Source organism: Enterobacter cloacae complex sp. I3 (assembly GCF_014896175.1).
GTDB classification, from domain to species: Bacteria; Pseudomonadota; Gammaproteobacteria; order Enterobacterales; family Enterobacteriaceae; genus Enterobacter; species Enterobacter bugandensis.
In genome coordinates this window covers 191219-205873 of the sequence record NZ_JADBQZ010000007.1, presented here as the reverse complement: position 1 = coordinate 205873, position 14655 = coordinate 191219, and the positions used below count along the sequence as shown (strand labels likewise).

The following is a 14655-nucleotide window of genomic DNA, read 5'->3' as shown; positions in this document are numbered from 1 at the left end:
CCGAACTCAGAAGTGAAACGCCGTAGCGCCGATGGTAGTGTGGGGTCTCCCCATGTGAGAGTAGGGAACTGCCAGGCATCAATTAAGAAGAACCCCGTACCGTAAGGTGCGGGGTTTTTTGCTTTGTGCGCCGGAAATACCAGGTGGCGGCACCGACTGACCGTGCCTACAATTGTTAAAACGATTTTAACAATGGTGCCGCTTTGACACGTCCCTTTAATTACCAACAAGATTTTGCCAACATTAATTTCCGTGACCATGCAGAACTGTATCAGGTGGGACGGGGAGAGCAGGGTGTGCTCATGGTGGAACCTTACAAAAGCGAGATCCTTCCGCACTGGCGATACAAAGATGCTGAAGTTGCAGCGCGATCGGCAAAAGAAATTTACGCCCTGTTTGAAGAATATCGTCAGCAAAACGACTTTGTGGGTATGGATATGGCGCGTAAATTCATTCAGATGGGCTATACGCGCGCCAGACGATACGCCAACCATAAAGGCGGTAAAAAGTACGATGAGAAGCGCCAGGTCAAACCGCTGGATTGCGATCCCGTAAAAGCCGAAGCCGCCGCGGTCTTCAAAAAGTGGTGGGATAAAATTCGTACAGATGAAGATTATTTGCAGCGAAAAAAGGCGCATCAGCAGAAGTGGGGATAATTACTACGTCCGCTAATAATTCGATACCTGATCGAGTTCACAAAACGTAATGAAACATATTGGAAACATTTTATTTACCTAACGATTCGTTTTAAATCCGGTTTTACTGTTTGTGGGCAATGGCCCGCAATGTGAGACAGAGGATTTTAAAATGACAGAAACCGTAGCCAGTGCAGATACGGATAACACCAATTTGGCAGGTAAGGATACCCGTCGTCGGGTTTGGGCAATCGTTGGGGCCTCCTCGGGGAACCTCGTAGAGTGGTTTGACTTTTACGTCTATTCATTCTGTTCACTCTACTTTGCGCATATCTTTTTCCCGTCCGGGAATACCACCACTCAGCTTCTGCAAACCGCAGGCGTTTTTGCCGCCGGGTTCCTGATGCGCCCTATCGGTGGATGGCTGTTCGGCAGGATCGCAGACAGAAAAGGGCGCAAGACCTCCATGCTCATCTCCGTATGCATGATGTGCGTCGGCTCGCTGGTGATTGCCTGCCTGCCCGGATATGACACTATCGGAACATGGGCACCCGCGTTGCTGCTGCTGGCACGTCTGTTCCAGGGGCTGTCGGTCGGTGGGGAATACGGCACCAGTGCGACATACATGAGCGAAGTGGCGGTTGAAGGCCGAAAAGGTTTCTATGCATCATTCCAGTATGTGACCCTCATTGGCGGACAGCTGCTGGCGTTACTGGTTGTGGTGATCCTGCAACAAATCCTTAGCGATGAAGATTTGCACGCCTGGGGCTGGCGCATCCCGTTTGCTATGGGCGCTGCCCTGGCGGTTGTCGCCCTGTGGCTACGCCGTCAGCTTGATGAAACCTCTCAACAGGAGGTCAGGGCGCTGAAAGAGGCGGGCTCGATGAAGGGGCTCTGGCGAAACCGCAAAGCATTTTTGATGGTGTTAGGTTTTACCGCCGCGGGCTCGCTAAGTTTCTATACCTTTACCACCTACATGCAAAAATATCTGGTTAACACCACGGGCATGCATGCAAACGTTGCGAGCGTCGTCATGACGGTGGCGTTACTCGTCTTTATGCTTATCCAGCCGATTGTCGGCGCGCTGTCGGACAAAATAGGTCGCCGCACCTCCATGCTGATCTTTGGCGGCATGCTCACCCTGGGTACCGTTCCGCTTTTGACTGCGCTACAGCAGACAACGTCGCCGTATGCCGCTTTCGCGCTGATCATGGTGGCACTCATTATTATCAGTTTTTACACGGCAATCAGCGGCATTTTGAAAGCGGAAATGTTTCCCGCACAGGTGAGGGCGCTGGGTGTTGGCCTCTCTTATGCGGTAGCGAATGCCTTGTTTGGCGGTTCGGCGGAGTATGTCGCGCTATCGCTTAAGTCGTGGGGCAGTGAAACGACCTTCTTCTGGTATGTCACCGTAATGGGGGCGCTGGCGTTTATTGTCTCGCTGATGCTGCATCGCAAAGGAAAAGGTATCCGCCTTTAATAATGTGCCATCTGCCAGACGGCGTAGCCGGTTGTTGCGCCGGCGACATCCCAGGCGAAATCTTTCCAGCTCCAGCCGCTCCCTGCGGGGCGGCTATCCCATAGTTCTTTTGATGCCCCAAGGCCCACTGAGAACATCAACCCTATCGCCGCGCTACGGTCCCGGCTGTATCCCTGATGCTGCGCGTACTCATTACCGGCTGCAGACAGCATAGCGGAAGCGAGGAAGTGTTGTGCTTTGTCCTGACCGGACCAGCTATCATTGGCCATATGACTGCAGCCAGTCAGAAAGAAAGCGCTCAGTAACAGAGGAATACGCATCAACGGGCTCCATAAAAAAGCCCTGCGGGTAACAGGGCCTGGACATTACAGAATTCGGCTGATAAGTCGGTCAATACGGATACGACGCAAGCGGCGAATCAGCTTGCGAACTTTCACCGGATAATCGGCAATGCTCTGCAGCTCGCGGTAATGATTAACCACCGTGGTGTGCGTGCGAATCAACTCCAGTTCACGCTCACGCTGTGCGGCTAACTCATGCTGCGGGTCATGGATCAGGATCGCGTTTTCCAGATCCAGTCTCCACGCGCGCGGGTTCAGGTTGTTACCGGTCAGCAGCATCCACTCATCGTCGACCCACATACCTTTCAGATGGTAACTGTTGTCTTCATCTTTCCACAGACGCACAACCAGCTGGTCAGTATTTACGTAATACTGTAAACGGCTCAGGAAGCGGCGCAGGTTAATTTCATAAAGATAAGGCAGCGCACCGATGATTTTGAACGGCTGATCTTCAGGTATGAAGAAGTCGTTCGCCGTTTTATCCCCGACGATAATTTCCACTTTTTTACCATCGCGCAGCAGCTGAATGATATTACGCACCAGTACGGCAGGAAGGTTAAAGTACGGCGTGCAGATGGTGAGCTTTTGCTCCGCGCACGGCATCAGATGGAAGATCGTTTTATTCAGCAGGCTTGATTTGCCAAGCCCAACCAGTGGGGTAACGGATAACTCTTCGTTGTTAGCGTCGCCCTGAAAATGGTAAACAGCATCGCGCAGCTCCTGGCGGAAGGCGCGAACATCGTTTTTGATTTCCGGGCTCTTAGGGCGCTCGGGATCGTCAAGGCGATTAACGCCACGGCCATGTACCAGGTTTTTATCAACCCAGTTAAACATGATATCGGCCATCTGAGGATTACGGATCAGATGGTAGCGGTCATAGCGATATTTATCGAGCTGATGAAGGTAGACATCATTGAGGCTTGCGCCGCTGTAAAGCACGCTGTCATCGATGATGAACCCTTTAAAATGAAGGACGCCGAGCGCTTCTCGGGTATTCACCGGGACGCCATAAACAGGTACATCGACGCCAGGATTTTCCTGCGCCGTGCGGCAATACCAGTCTGCATTGGTGTTTGAAGCGGCCGCGCCAATACGGCCACGCTGGGCGCGATGCCAGTCAACCAGCACGCGAACATCCAGCTCCGGACGCTGACGCTTGGCTTCATAGAGCGCGTTTAGGATCGCGCGCCCGCCTTCATCTTGTTCAAGATACAGGGCCACAATGCAAATGCGTCGCGTGGCACTGGCAATCTTTTCCAGAAGCGTCTCCCGAAAATGAGCGGGAGCGTAAAAGAACTCTACATCATCAACTGACTGAGAAATCTTCGGTAGTTGAGCAAGGTGTTGTTGATGTTTATTACGCTTAAATTTTGACAACATCACAGTGCGTTTCTTCTCTGTTCATTGAAGGGTTGTCTGTACCATGCAAACAACATAAGCGGACAATGATACCACCAGTCCCGTCCAAAGTGGGTAACATTTCCAGTAGCTTACTCGGGTTTGTCTGCCGGTGTCAGGCCGAGGGATAAGGCGACAATACCTTCGTCCAGCTGAATATCAACCTCAAATCCGAGTTTTCGCGCCAGGGTCACCATACCGCGATTGTTCGGCATAGTAATGCCATTCAGGCGTAACAATCCGTGATCTCGCGTATAACTGATGAGTTTTTCCAGCAGTCGTCTGCCCAGACCCAGGCCTTTAAGATCGGAGCGCACCAGCACAGCAAATTCCGCGTCAATGTTATCCGGGTCAGAAATTGCGCGCGTCACGCCGAGGATCTCATCGCCCCGATCGGAACGTCGAACGGCGACAAACGCCATCTCTCGATCGTAGTCGATCTGGGTCATATTGGCTAAATCATCGTGGGTAAATTCGTTGATTTCGCTAAAGTAGCGATAATAGAGATCTTCTTTCGTAACCTTAGAAATAAAGGCACGCAGCTGCGGTTCATCTTCCGGCAGAATAGGGCGGAACAGGGCGCGTTCCCCATTCTTCATCTCGACCCACTCCTCCAGTTGCAGAGGATACGGACGGATCGCCAGGCGGCTCTCTCTGTCCCCTTCAAATGGCGCGATATCCAGCGTTACGTCCAGCGCCGTAAACTCAGTGCCGGAGGCGAGCAGCGGATGGATATCCAGCCGCTGGATCTCCGCACAATCTACGACCAGGTTAGACACCTGCACCAGGAACTGACTCAACCCGGCAATATCGAGCGGACGCAGGGCGCTGCGGCCACGGATCTTTTTGCTTTTAATCGCCTGAATGATCAGATAGCGCGCCAGATTCATGTTCAGCGGCGGTAGCGCCACCGCGGCCTGTTCCTCTGGACGCCACTCAACGCCGCCTTCCCCCAGCATAATGAGCGGGCCGAAGACAGGATCGTGTTCAACCACCACCCGCAGTTCCTGGGCACCCGCGCGGTGAGCCATGCTTTGCACCAGCAGTCCGTGGATCCGGGCCTGCGGCCAGGCCATTTTGACGCGATCGAAAATGGCATCGGCTGCCTGCTGCACCTCCGTTGCCGTACGCAGGTACAACATGACCCCCTGAACGTCAGACTTATGCGGGATATCGGGGGAACGAAGCTTAAGGGCGACCGGGTAGCCAATCTGTTCGGCTATATGTACGGCCTCAGCGCTGTCGCTGGCGATCCAGGTTGGCAGAGTTTGCATCCCGTAGCTGCCCAGTATGGGCTGCACTTCATGCGTATCAAGCGAGGTCGCGCCTTCTTCAATGGCCTGCTGTAACAGCCGATGAACGTCGACGGTGTTCGCCGTCAGGTTTCCGGGCAAAGCCGGTGTCTCACGCAGCTGTTTCTGGTTGCGGCGATATTCCACCATATGCATAAATGCCGTGATGGTGCCTTCCGGCGTGCGGTAGGTGGGCAGTCCGGCTTCACTGAACAAGCGTCGCGCCTCCTGAGAGGAAAACTCACCGCACCAGTTGGTCAGCAGGGTGACATATTTGCCGCGCGGATGATTTCGTACCGCCTCAATCAGCGCCCGCGCGCTTTCACTGCCCGGCGCGGCCGCGCTGGGGGAGTGGATAATCATCAGCGCATCGAAATCCTGGCTGTCCAGCAAAATGGAGATTGCCCTGATATAGCGATCGCTGCTGGCATCATCGCGCAAATCAAGCGGATTGCCGGGCGTCACGCTTGCCGGAAGCGCCTCTCTGAGGCGTTGCAGCGTCTCTTCACCCAGCGTGGCCAGCTTGCCGTTACGCAGCCAAAGCTCATCCAGCGCCAGCGCGGCAGGGGCCGCGCCATTGCTGACAATCATTAACTTCTCGCCGCGCAGCGGACGCATGTGGCTCAACGTCTCAACGGCGGAAAAAAGCTCGTGTGTATCCTGCACCCGCAGCAACCCCGCGCGCTGAATGGCAGCATCCCAGGCCGGATCCATACCGGAATGAGACTGCAGCAGACGCTGCGCCGCAGGGCTGCGACCGCTTTTGATAACGAGGATCGGTTTATTGCGCGATGCGCTACGCGAAGCGGAAACAAAACGACGGGCGTCGCTCAGGTGCTCAAGATAAAGAAGGATTGCGCTGGTTTTGCTGTCTCGCGCCAGGAAATCCAGCAGTTCGTCAACGTCAATATCCAGGCTGTCGCCCAGAGCAATGAAGTAGGAGAATCCCATTTCACGCTGCTGTGCCCAGTCAAGGATGGTGTTTGAGACCGCAGCCGACTGCGAGATAAACGCCAGCTTGCCTTTACGGATCGGCACCGGGGAGAAGCTGGCGTTCAGCCCCTGCCAGGGCGCGAGCAGACCCAGGCTGTTCGGCCCGAGAATGCGCATCTGATAGCGGCTGGCGCAGGCCAGCAGTTCGGGCTGCTGTTCAGGCGGAGACGAGAGAATAATGCAGGTTTTACACCCTTTCTTGCCGAGTGACTCCAGCAGTTCCGGATTGCGTTTGGCGTTTGTACACAGAACGGCGAGATCCGGTACGTAAGGCAGGCTCTCCACGTCCGGCCAGGCAAGCACGCCCTGAACGGCCTTATAAGACGGCGTGACGGGCATAACGGGACCGTTAAATCCTCCGGCCAGCAGGTTGCGCATCATCAGATAGCCTGCACGATCCGGTTTCATTGATGCGCCGATGACGGCAATGGATTTAGGACGGAGTAGCGCTTCTAACCCTCTCTGGCTCATGCAGGCCTCCTGTGAATGCAAGCGACCTGATGATTTTAAACGCTTTCTGTCTCCGTTGCTGTGATGCTGCCCTTATGAACGGTTTTTCCCGCCAGATAGCGCTCCCGGAAGCATGAGAAATGGTTGCCCAGGGCGCCAGCTGCAGCGGTATCTCCTGCTAAATCCAGTAGCGCAATGGCTACTTCGGCAGTGCAGTATTGCCCGTCAGCATGCGCTTCGCGCAGGCGGTAGGCCGAGACGCGGGAAAGATCGACAGAAATAACCGGCAGAGCGTCGAAGTAAGGGCTTTTGCGAAACATTTTCCGCGCTTCGGTCCAGGTACCGTCCAGCATAATAAACAGCGGTGGTTTGCCTGATGGCGGCGCGGTAAGGACCTGACGCTGTTCTCCCGCATAAGATGCCGGGAAAACCACCATCGGCTGGTAGTCCGGGCTTGCCACCAGGTCGAGCAGAGCCTGAGGTGGCTCAGTGCGCGACCACTGAAACGCGGCGGTATCCGGCAGAATATCGGCAATAAGACGCCCCGTATTACTGGGCTTCATCGGCTCGGTATCGAACATGACCAGACAAAAGCGGCTCTCCGCAGTACTTGGGGCCAGCGTCTCGCACAGACACACCTTCAGCGGCAGCAGGCAGCGCTGACAGCGACGTATGCGATTGCCACGTGCAAGAAAGGGGCGAGTCGCGCGCGCAAGGCGTTCGGCGCGTAATTTAAGGACAGCGTTATCAGTCATGGGCGAAATGGAGGAAAAACCCTATTTTCGCAGAGGCGGGAACGGGGCACAAGGTGTGCCCCGGGAATGTTACAGCGATTCGTTTAACCAGCTATCAAAAGGTGCTTTTGGAACCGCACCGTTGAGCATATCGATCACTTCACCATTTTTGAAAATCATGATGGTCGGGATACTGCGAATACGAAAACGTGCGCTTAACTCGCGTTCGGCCTCGGTATTAACCTTAACGAACCGCATTTTTCCGCTGCGCTCTTCGGCCACATCTTCGAAGATTGGCGCGAAGCTGCGGCACGGACCGCACCATGGCGCCCAGAAATCGACCACCACAGGGAGATCGTCCTTGAGGAGTTTGTCCAGCGTAGCACCCGTCGCGTTAATGACATCGCCATCAAACAATTCATGGCCACAACGTCCGCATTTCGCACCGTCATCCATCCGATCGTCCGGAATGCGGTTTAAAGCCTGACAGTTGGCACATACGGTATTCATAACTAACCTCTGATAGAGCCGTGGGACAGCGGCAGAACGCCGATAATGTTTCTGATATGTTACATATTATCAGTGAGCCTGTATGAAACGACAATGCGTTTTATTCAATGGGAACAATAGTCACAGGCTTTTGTACGAAATTATGGCTATGCGCTGGCACATCGGGTAATCTGCGCGCTTCGCGCAGCGCTGGTGGAGAAAAGCATGAACGACGAAATGAAAAACAAAAGCGGCAAGGTCAAAGTGATGTATGTCCGCAGTGATGATGACTCTGATAAACGCACCCAAAATCCGCGTACCGGAAAAGGTGGCGGGCGTCCAGCGTCCTCTCGTGCAGACGGTGGCCGTCGCCCCGCCCGCGATGACAGAAATAACCGCGGTGATGACCGCAAGCGTGACGATCGCAAGCGCGATGACCGTCCGCGTGATGACTTCTCACGTGATAACGCCTCTCCGTGGCGCACCGTTTCTCGCGCCCCTGGCGATGAGACGCCGGAAAAAGCCGATCACGGCGGTATCAGCGGTAAAAGCTTTATCGACCCGGAAGTGCTGCGTCGTCAGCGCGCGGAAGAGACCCGTGTATATGGCGAGAACGCCTGCCAGGCGCTGTTCCAGAGCCGTCCTGAGTGTATCGTCCGCGCCTGGTTTATCCAGAGCGTGACCCCGCGCTTTAAAGAAGCGCTGCGCTGGATGGCCGCGAACCGCAAAGCCTACCACGTGGTTGATGATGCTGAACTGACAAAAGCGTCCGGTACCGAGCACCACGGCGGCGTCTGCTTCCTGATTAAAAAACGTAACGGCACGACAGTTCAGCAGTGGGTCAGCCAGGCAGATGCCGATGACTGCGTGCTGGCGCTGGAAGACGTGGGCAACCCGCACAACCTGGGCGCAATGATGCGCAGCTGCGCGCATTTTGGCGTGAAGGGCGTGCTGCTGCAGGATGCCGCGCTGCTGGAATCCGGCGCCGCGATCCGTACTGCGGAAGGCGGAGCCGAGCACGTACAGCCGATCACCGGCGACAGCGTTCTGGATGCCCTCGAGCAGTTCCGTAAAGCGGGCTATTCCATCGTGACCACATCCAGCCATGCCGGTACGCCGCTGTTTAAAGCGACGCTGCCGCGCAAGATGGTGCTGGTGTTGGGTCAGGAACGCGATGGTCTGTCTGATGCGGCGCTCTCCAGTTCGGATCTGAGCGTCTCCATCGACGGGACGGGCAATGTGGAAAGTCTGAACGTATCCGTTGCGACCGGCGTGCTGCTGGCCGAGTGGTGGCGTCAGAATAAGGCATAAGCCTCTTTTGTGCCGGGCCTGACCCGGCACATTCAAACCCTACTCGCTCTCTGCCGGTAACACAGGCATCCAGTCAATTGGCGTTTCGCCACGTTTTTCCAGCCATTCATTTGCCAGAACAAAATGATTACTGCCAAAGAAACCGCGATGGGCAGAAAGCGGTGACGGGTGCGGTGCTTTCAACACGTGATGACGCTGACGATCGATAATTGCCCCTTTCTTCTGCGCGTGAGAACCCCAGAGTAAAAACACGACCCCTTCACGATGCTCGTTGATAAGGCTGATAACTTTATCGGTAAAGGTTTCCCACCCAAGGCTGGCGTGCGAGTGCGCCTGGCCCGCCCGTACGGTGAGCACCGTGTTCAATAACAGCACGCCCTGGCGCGCCCAGCTTTCCAGATAACCGTGGTTGGGGCGGGTAAACCCGGGCACGGTTCCCTCAAGCTCTTTATACATGTTGAGCAGAGAAGGGGGGATCGCCACGCCTGGGCGTACGGAAAATGCCAGCCCGTGCGCCTGCCCAGGGCCGTGATAGGGATCCTGGCCCAGAATGACGACTTTCACATCGCTCAACTCGGTATAGCGAAACGCGTTGAATACATCTTTTTGCGGCGGATAAATCGTTTGCCCGGACTGACGCTCAGCGGCAACGGTACTGAGCGTATTGATAAAATAAGGCTGCTGCTTTTCTTCTGCCAGCACGTCATGCCAGGTTAAAGGTGTCGTCATGTCGCTCTCCTGCGAATCTCAATCTGTCACTAGCTTACCTGTTTAACGCTTGTGAGCAAAATTACGCGCTGAAATGCGTGCTAAGTCGTTAAATTTATTTTGAAATGATGCAGGTTAAGTTGAGTTGATGGGGGTGTGAAATTGATCTAAAGCAATAAATTCAAACCACACTCTTTATGTGGTTGGTGTTTTTGTTGATTTAAATCAATAAATCGCCGTGGTGTGAATGATATATATACACACAAGAAACAATGGTTTTACCAATTGGCCGCGTAAGGCCAGCATCAGTTAATGTAGCCTAAGGGAGGCAACACATGATTACAGGTATCCAGATTACCAAAGCGGCAAATGACGATCTGCTCAACTCTTTCTGGCTGCTGGACAGCGAGAAAAATGAAGCGCGCTGTGTGGTTGCGAAAGCGGGTTTTGCTGAAGATGAAATCGTACCGGTGAATAAACTGGGCGAAATCGAATACCGTGAAATCCCAATGGAAGTGCAGCCGGAAGTGCGCGTTGAAGGGGGTCAGCACCTGAACGTTAACGTGCTGCGCCGCGAAACGCTGATGGATGCCGTTGAGCACCCGGAAAAATACCCACAGCTGACTATCCGCGTGTCTGGTTATGCGGTTCGCTTTAACTCACTGACTCCAGAACAGCAGCGCGACGTTATCGCCCGTACCTTTACTGAAAGCCTGTAAGGCTTCAGCCACGGGGGTGGAACAAAAAAGCCGGGGATTACCCCGGCTTTTTCTTACTCTTCAGTCTTCGTTTCCTGCGCGGCAGCGCTTGGCTTACGACGCTTACCAATGTTTTTGGTATCGCGGTGGCGCTGCTTCACGCGCGGCTTCTCTTTTTCTTTCTCTTTTCTCTCAGCACGTTTCGCGAGCGCTTTTTTGGACGGTTTACCCGTCATTTTTTCACTCGGCGCACGTGTGGTTGGGCGCAAGCCATCAATAACGCGCGCTTTCAGCGGCTCGTCAACATAGCGGCCAATTTTCTGCAGCAGCAGGTAGTCATGCGCTTCAACCAGTGAAATTGCAATCCCTTTGCGGCCCGCGCGACCGGTACGGCCAATGCGGTGCAGGTAGGTATCTCCGCTGCGCGGCATATCGAAGTTAATGACGTGGCTCACGTCAGGGATGTCAATCCCGCGGGCGGCAACGTCTGTTGCGACCAGCACGTTAACGCGGCCATCGGTCAGGCGCTTAATGCCTTCGGTACGCTTGATCTGCGCCATCTCACCTTCAAGATAGCAGTTGTTGATCCCGGCGTTGCGCAGCATTTCAGCCAGCTCGTGCACGCGCTCGCGCTTACGCACAAACACGATAGTGCGGGTGGCGTCTTCCTGCGTCAGCAGGTGCTTGAGCAGCTCAACCTTATGCTCAAGGTTGTCCGCACGGTAATACCACTGGTGGATCTTTTTACGCTCTCGCGTGGATGGCGTCGCAGAGACTTCCACCGGATCTTCCAGCAGACGCTCTGCGAAGTCTTTAATCGCATCCCCTTCAAGGGTGGCAGAGAACAGCATCGTCTGGTTACGCCAGCGCGTTTCACCTGCAATATGCTCGATATCCTGCGCAAAGCCCATGTCCAGCATGCGGTCCGCTTCGTCGAGGATCAGCGTTTCTACCGCGCGGCAGTCGAAGTTCTCTTCTTTAATATATTGCAGCAGGCGGCCCGTCGTCGCGACGACGATGTCCTGGTTTTCGCTGAACACTTCGGCGTGGTTCATATACGCAACGCCGCCGGTGATGGTGGCGATATCCAGATGCGTATTCGCCGCGAGTTCACGCGCGTGATCGGCAACCTGCATGGCCAGCTCGCGCGTAGGCGTCAGGATCAAAATACGCGGCGGGCCAGATTTTTTACGTGGAAAGTCGAGCAGGTGCTGCAACACAGGCAGCAAATAGGCTGCTGTCTTCCCCGTGCCGGTTGGCGCAGAACCGAGCACATCGCGGCCCTCAAGCGCAGGCGGAATGGCCGCTGCCTGAATGGCGGTCGGGCGTGTAAAGCCTTTGCTCTCAAGAGCATTGAGCAGGCTTTCATCGAGTTCAAGTTCGGAAAAAGTCGTTACAGTCATGTTCTACCTCTGTGTGGGGCGCTGATTATAGACGTTACGGCTGTAATCTTCATCTGTTTGTATGGATATCGCTTTGCGGCCACTTCGCTTTCCCCTATGCTACTCCAGTTTCACTTAGAAGGTTGCCCTGACATGTCTCAACTCAAAGCGCAGCTGCGCCGCGATGGTTTTACGTTTAAACAATTTTTTGTCGCTCACGATCGCTGTGCCATGAAAGTCGGTACAGACGGCATTTTACTGGGAGCATGGGCACCTGTCGCAGGTGTTAAGCGTATTCTTGATATCGGTACCGGCAGCGGGCTGGTGGCCTTGATGCTGGCGCAGCGTACTGAAGAGCATGTCACTATTGATGCCGTGGAGCTGGATGCGCAGGCCGCAGGGCAGGCGGGTGAAAACGCGGCCGAGTCCCCCTGGGCTGACCGGATAACCGTTAAGTGCGCGGACGTGCTGGCCTGGGCGCCAGAGCAGACGGCGCGTTACGATCTGATTGTCAGCAACCCCCCTTACTACGAGCCCGGCGTGGAGTGCGGTACACCGGAGCGTGAACAGGCGCGCTATACCGGTTCACTCGATCACAAAGCGCTGCTCGTCAACGCGGCTGAACTTATCTCAGAAGAGGGCTTTTTCTGCGTGGTGCTGCCAGAAAGTACGGGCAACACGTTTATCGCTACCGCGCAGGAGATCGGCTGGACGTTACGTTTGCGAACTGACATCTCTGATACGGAAGGCCGATTGCCGCACCGCGTGCTGCTGGCGCTGTCGCCAAAAGAGGGTGAGTGTTTTAATGACCGTATGGTGATCCGTGGGCCAGACCAGCGTTATTCCGAAGATTACACGGCTCTGACCCAGGCGTTTTATTTATTTATGTAAACCTGCGGGGCGAGTATCGACGGGCCGGACTCAGCAAGCCGATCCGGGTAGTCGAGTGTGTAGTGCAAACCGCGGCTCTCTTTACGCATCATCGCGCAGCGAACAATCAGCTCGGCAACCTGCACCAGATTGCGCAGCTCCAGCAGATTGTTGGAGACGCGGAAATGGGCATAATATTCATCAATTTCCTGCTGCAGCATCGTAATGCGGCGCAACGCGCGTTCCAGACGTTTCGTGGTGCGCACAATCCCAACGTAGTCCCACATAAACAGCCGCAGCTCGTGCCAGTTGTGCTGGATCACCACCAGCTCGTCCGGGTTCTCCACGCGGCTTTCATCCCAGGCCGGTAAACGCTCTGTTTCACGGGCGTAAGGCATGCGCTTCGCGATGTCCTCCGCCGCTGACCAGCCGTACACCAGACATTCAAGCAGCGAGTTAGACGCCATTCGGTTCGCGCCGTGTAGCCCGGTATAGCTGACCTCACCAATAGCATACAGACCGTTTACATCAGTGCGTCCGTGATCGTCAACCATCACGCCGCCGCAGGTATAGTGGGCGGCCGGGACAATGGGCACCGGATCGCGGGTTAAATCAATGCCAAGATTGAGCAGCTTTTCGTAAATCATCGGGAAATGCTGGCGAATGAATTCTGCCGGCTTATGGCTGATATCGAGATACATGCAGTCCACGCCAAGGCGCTTCATTTCGTGGTCGATGGCGCGGGCAACAATATCACGCGGCGCCAGTTCACCGCGGGCGTCAAAGTCCGGCATAAAGCGGGTACCGTCAGGGCGTTTCAGATAAGCCCCTTCGCCGCGCAGGGCTTCCGTCAGCAGGAAATTTCGCGCCTGAGGGTGGAACAGGGCGGTGGGGTGAAACTGATTAAATTCGAGATTCGCCACGCGGCAGCCGGCGCGCCAGGCCATAGCGATACCGTCCCCGGAAGCGATATCCGGATTCGTGGTGTACTGATACACCTTAGAGGCGCCACCTGTAGCCAACACCACAGCCTTCGCCTGACAGGTTTCCACCTTCTCTTTATTACGGTTCCAGACCCACGCTCCCACCACGCGACGCGTACCGGGCAGGCCTATCTTGTCGGAAACGATCAGATCAACCGCGTTGCTCCGCTCAAGGACCCGGATGTTAGGATGGTTCAGCGCTTTGCTGACCAGCGTGGTTTCCACTTCTTTTCCGGTAGCATCCGCGGCGTGCAGGATGCGGCGGTGGCTATGGCCGCCTTCACGCGTTAAGTGGTAGCTCTCTTCACCGTTGGGCTGAACCTGAGTATCGAATAAAACACCCTGATCGATAAGCCACTGAACGCAATGGCGGGCATTGCTGGCGACAAACTCTGCCGCGTGCGCATCCACGATCCCGGCCCCGGCAATCAGCGTATCTTCCACATGTGACGCAATGCTGTCGGTCTCGTCAAATACTGCGGCAATGCCGCCCTGAGCATAAAATGTGGAGCCTTCACTTATCGGGCCTTTGCTCAGAACGATAACGTTCTGATGTTCAGCCAGACGCAGCGCCAGAGAGAGACCGGCAGCGCCGCTGCCGATGATCAGTACATCACAATGAAGTTCAGGTGTTGTGTTCATGATTGTTGTTTAATTTACTAAACAGTGTTGGGGCAGAATAGCACCTGAATGCGAGATATCGCACGTTTTTTTTAATAGAAGTTGCAATGACTAAACGCACAGGCAGGGGTATACGAAGGGTAAATAAATGAAATTATTTTGCGAAGCAGATCGTTAGCGTCAGATTTTGTGGTGAAATAAAGCCTGTGTTGCGTTACTCTTCTGGCGGGAAAAAGATGTTTCTTGTCAGAAAGTGGTGCGTATCGTGAA

13 protein-coding genes are annotated in these 14655 nt (G+C 54.9%); 5 read left to right on the top strand and 8 right to left on the bottom strand.

Annotation, left to right across the window (positions count from 1 at the left end; all coding sequences use genetic code 11):
- The first annotated feature begins 203 nt into the window (after positions 1–203).
- On the top strand, positions 204–656 hold the full coding sequence (locus IM271_RS07540) for a DUF4385 domain-containing protein (RefSeq protein ID WP_193052406.1): 453 nt from the start codon (positions 204–206) through the stop codon (positions 654–656).
- Positions 657–807: 151 nt separating this feature from the next.
- Complete coding sequence (locus IM271_RS07535; RefSeq protein ID WP_041908648.1) at positions 808–2115, top strand: MFS transporter; 1308 nt, start codon at positions 808–810, stop codon at positions 2113–2115.
- On the opposite strand, the gene IM271_RS07530 is transcribed toward IM271_RS07535, so the two are convergent.
- From IM271_RS07530 to trxC, 5 genes are all read right to left on the bottom strand, one after another.
- On the bottom strand, positions 2112–2435 hold the full coding sequence (locus IM271_RS07530) for a YfiM family lipoprotein (RefSeq protein ID WP_045260160.1): 324 nt from the start codon (positions 2433–2435) through the stop codon (positions 2112–2114). The two genes, IM271_RS07535 and IM271_RS07530, sit on opposite strands and share 4 nt — an antisense overlap.
- A gap of 45 nt (positions 2436–2480) precedes the next feature.
- Positions 2481–3836 (bottom strand): CDP-diacylglycerol--serine O-phosphatidyltransferase, encoded by a 1356-nt coding sequence (pssA, locus tag IM271_RS07525; protein WP_023331103.1) that lies wholly within the window; start codon positions 3834–3836, stop codon positions 2481–2483.
- Positions 3837–3946: 110 nt separating this feature from the next.
- Positions 3947–6610: a protein lysine acetyltransferase gene (gene pat, locus IM271_RS07520; protein WP_193052405.1), complete on the bottom strand. Its 2664-nt coding sequence runs from the start codon at positions 6608–6610 to the stop codon at positions 3947–3949.
- Positions 6611–6645: 35 nt separating this feature from the next.
- Positions 6646–7344, bottom strand: a complete 699-nt coding sequence (gene tapT, locus IM271_RS07515) for a tRNA-uridine aminocarboxypropyltransferase (RefSeq protein WP_193052404.1) — start codon at positions 7342–7344, stop codon at positions 6646–6648.
- 69 nt (positions 7345–7413) lie between these two features.
- Complete coding sequence (trxC, locus tag IM271_RS07510; RefSeq protein ID WP_028014108.1) at positions 7414–7833, bottom strand: thioredoxin TrxC; 420 nt, start codon at positions 7831–7833, stop codon at positions 7414–7416.
- Positions 7834–8037: 204 nt separating this feature from the next.
- Between trxC and IM271_RS07505 the strand changes: the two genes are divergently transcribed.
- Positions 8038–9123, top strand: coding sequence for a tRNA/rRNA methyltransferase (locus tag IM271_RS07505; RefSeq protein WP_139963977.1), 1086 nt, complete (start codon positions 8038–8040; stop codon positions 9121–9123).
- A gap of 39 nt (positions 9124–9162) precedes the next feature.
- Here IM271_RS07505 and ung read toward each other — a convergent pair whose 3' ends face one another.
- Positions 9163–9852, bottom strand: coding sequence for a uracil-DNA glycosylase (ung, locus tag IM271_RS07500; RefSeq protein WP_023333064.1), 690 nt, complete (start codon positions 9850–9852; stop codon positions 9163–9165).
- Between the two features lie 314 nt (positions 9853–10166).
- Between ung and grcA the strand changes: the two genes are divergently transcribed.
- Entirely contained in the window at positions 10167–10550 is a 384-nt protein-coding gene (gene grcA, locus IM271_RS07495) for an autonomous glycyl radical cofactor GrcA (protein WP_006176733.1), read from the top strand.
- 53 nt (positions 10551–10603) lie between these two features.
- On the opposite strand, the gene srmB is transcribed toward grcA, so the two are convergent.
- The gene (srmB, locus tag IM271_RS07490) at positions 10604–11932 is read right to left on the bottom strand and encodes an ATP-dependent RNA helicase SrmB (protein WP_047368112.1); all 1329 of its coding nucleotides are present in this window, start codon (positions 11930–11932) and stop codon (positions 10604–10606) included.
- Positions 11933–12064: 132 nt separating this feature from the next.
- Between srmB and IM271_RS07485 the strand changes: the two genes are divergently transcribed.
- Positions 12065–12802, top strand: a complete 738-nt coding sequence (locus IM271_RS07485) for a tRNA1(Val) (adenine(37)-N6)-methyltransferase (RefSeq protein ID WP_028014104.1) — start codon at positions 12065–12067, stop codon at positions 12800–12802.
- Here IM271_RS07485 and nadB read toward each other — a convergent pair.
- Complete coding sequence (nadB, locus tag IM271_RS07480; protein ID WP_193052403.1) at positions 12787–14406, bottom strand: L-aspartate oxidase; 1620 nt, start codon at positions 14404–14406, stop codon at positions 12787–12789. The two genes, IM271_RS07485 and nadB, sit on opposite strands and share 16 nt — an antisense overlap.
- Between the last annotated feature and the right edge of the window lie 249 nt (positions 14407–14655).

Bases quoted from the DNA above. Each gene is read 5' to 3' on its own strand.
- IM271_RS07505 (WP_139963977.1), top strand. From the start codon at position 8,038: ATGAACGACGAAATGAAAAACAAAAGCGGCAAGGTCAAAGTGATGTAT.
- trxC (WP_028014108.1), bottom strand. From the start codon at position 7,833: ATGAATACCGTATGTGCCAACTGTCAGGCTTTAAACCGCATTCCGGAC.
- ung (WP_023333064.1), bottom strand. From the start codon at position 9,852: ATGACGACACCTTTAACCTGGCATGACGTGCTGGCAGAAGAAAAGCAG.
- pat (WP_193052405.1), bottom strand. From the start codon at position 6,610: ATGAGCCAGAGAGGGTTAGAAGCGCTACTCCGTCCTAAATCCATTGCC.
- grcA (WP_006176733.1), top strand. From the start codon at position 10,167: ATGATTACAGGTATCCAGATTACCAAAGCGGCAAATGACGATCTGCTC.
- tapT (WP_193052404.1), bottom strand. From the start codon at position 7,344: ATGACTGATAACGCTGTCCTTAAATTACGCGCCGAACGCCTTGCGCGC.
- pssA (WP_023331103.1), bottom strand. From the start codon at position 3,836: ATGTTGTCAAAATTTAAGCGTAATAAACATCAACAACACCTTGCTCAA.
- IM271_RS07530 (WP_045260160.1), bottom strand. From the start codon at position 2,435: ATGCGTATTCCTCTGTTACTGAGCGCTTTCTTTCTGACTGGCTGCAGT.
- IM271_RS07535 (WP_041908648.1), top strand. From the start codon at position 808: ATGACAGAAACCGTAGCCAGTGCAGATACGGATAACACCAATTTGGCA.
- IM271_RS07485 (WP_028014104.1), top strand. From the start codon at position 12,065: ATGTCTCAACTCAAAGCGCAGCTGCGCCGCGATGGTTTTACGTTTAAA.
- nadB (WP_193052403.1), bottom strand. From the start codon at position 14,406: ATGAACACAACACCTGAACTTCATTGTGATGTACTGATCATCGGCAGC.
- srmB (WP_047368112.1), bottom strand. From the start codon at position 11,932: ATGACTGTAACGACTTTTTCCGAACTTGAACTCGATGAAAGCCTGCTC.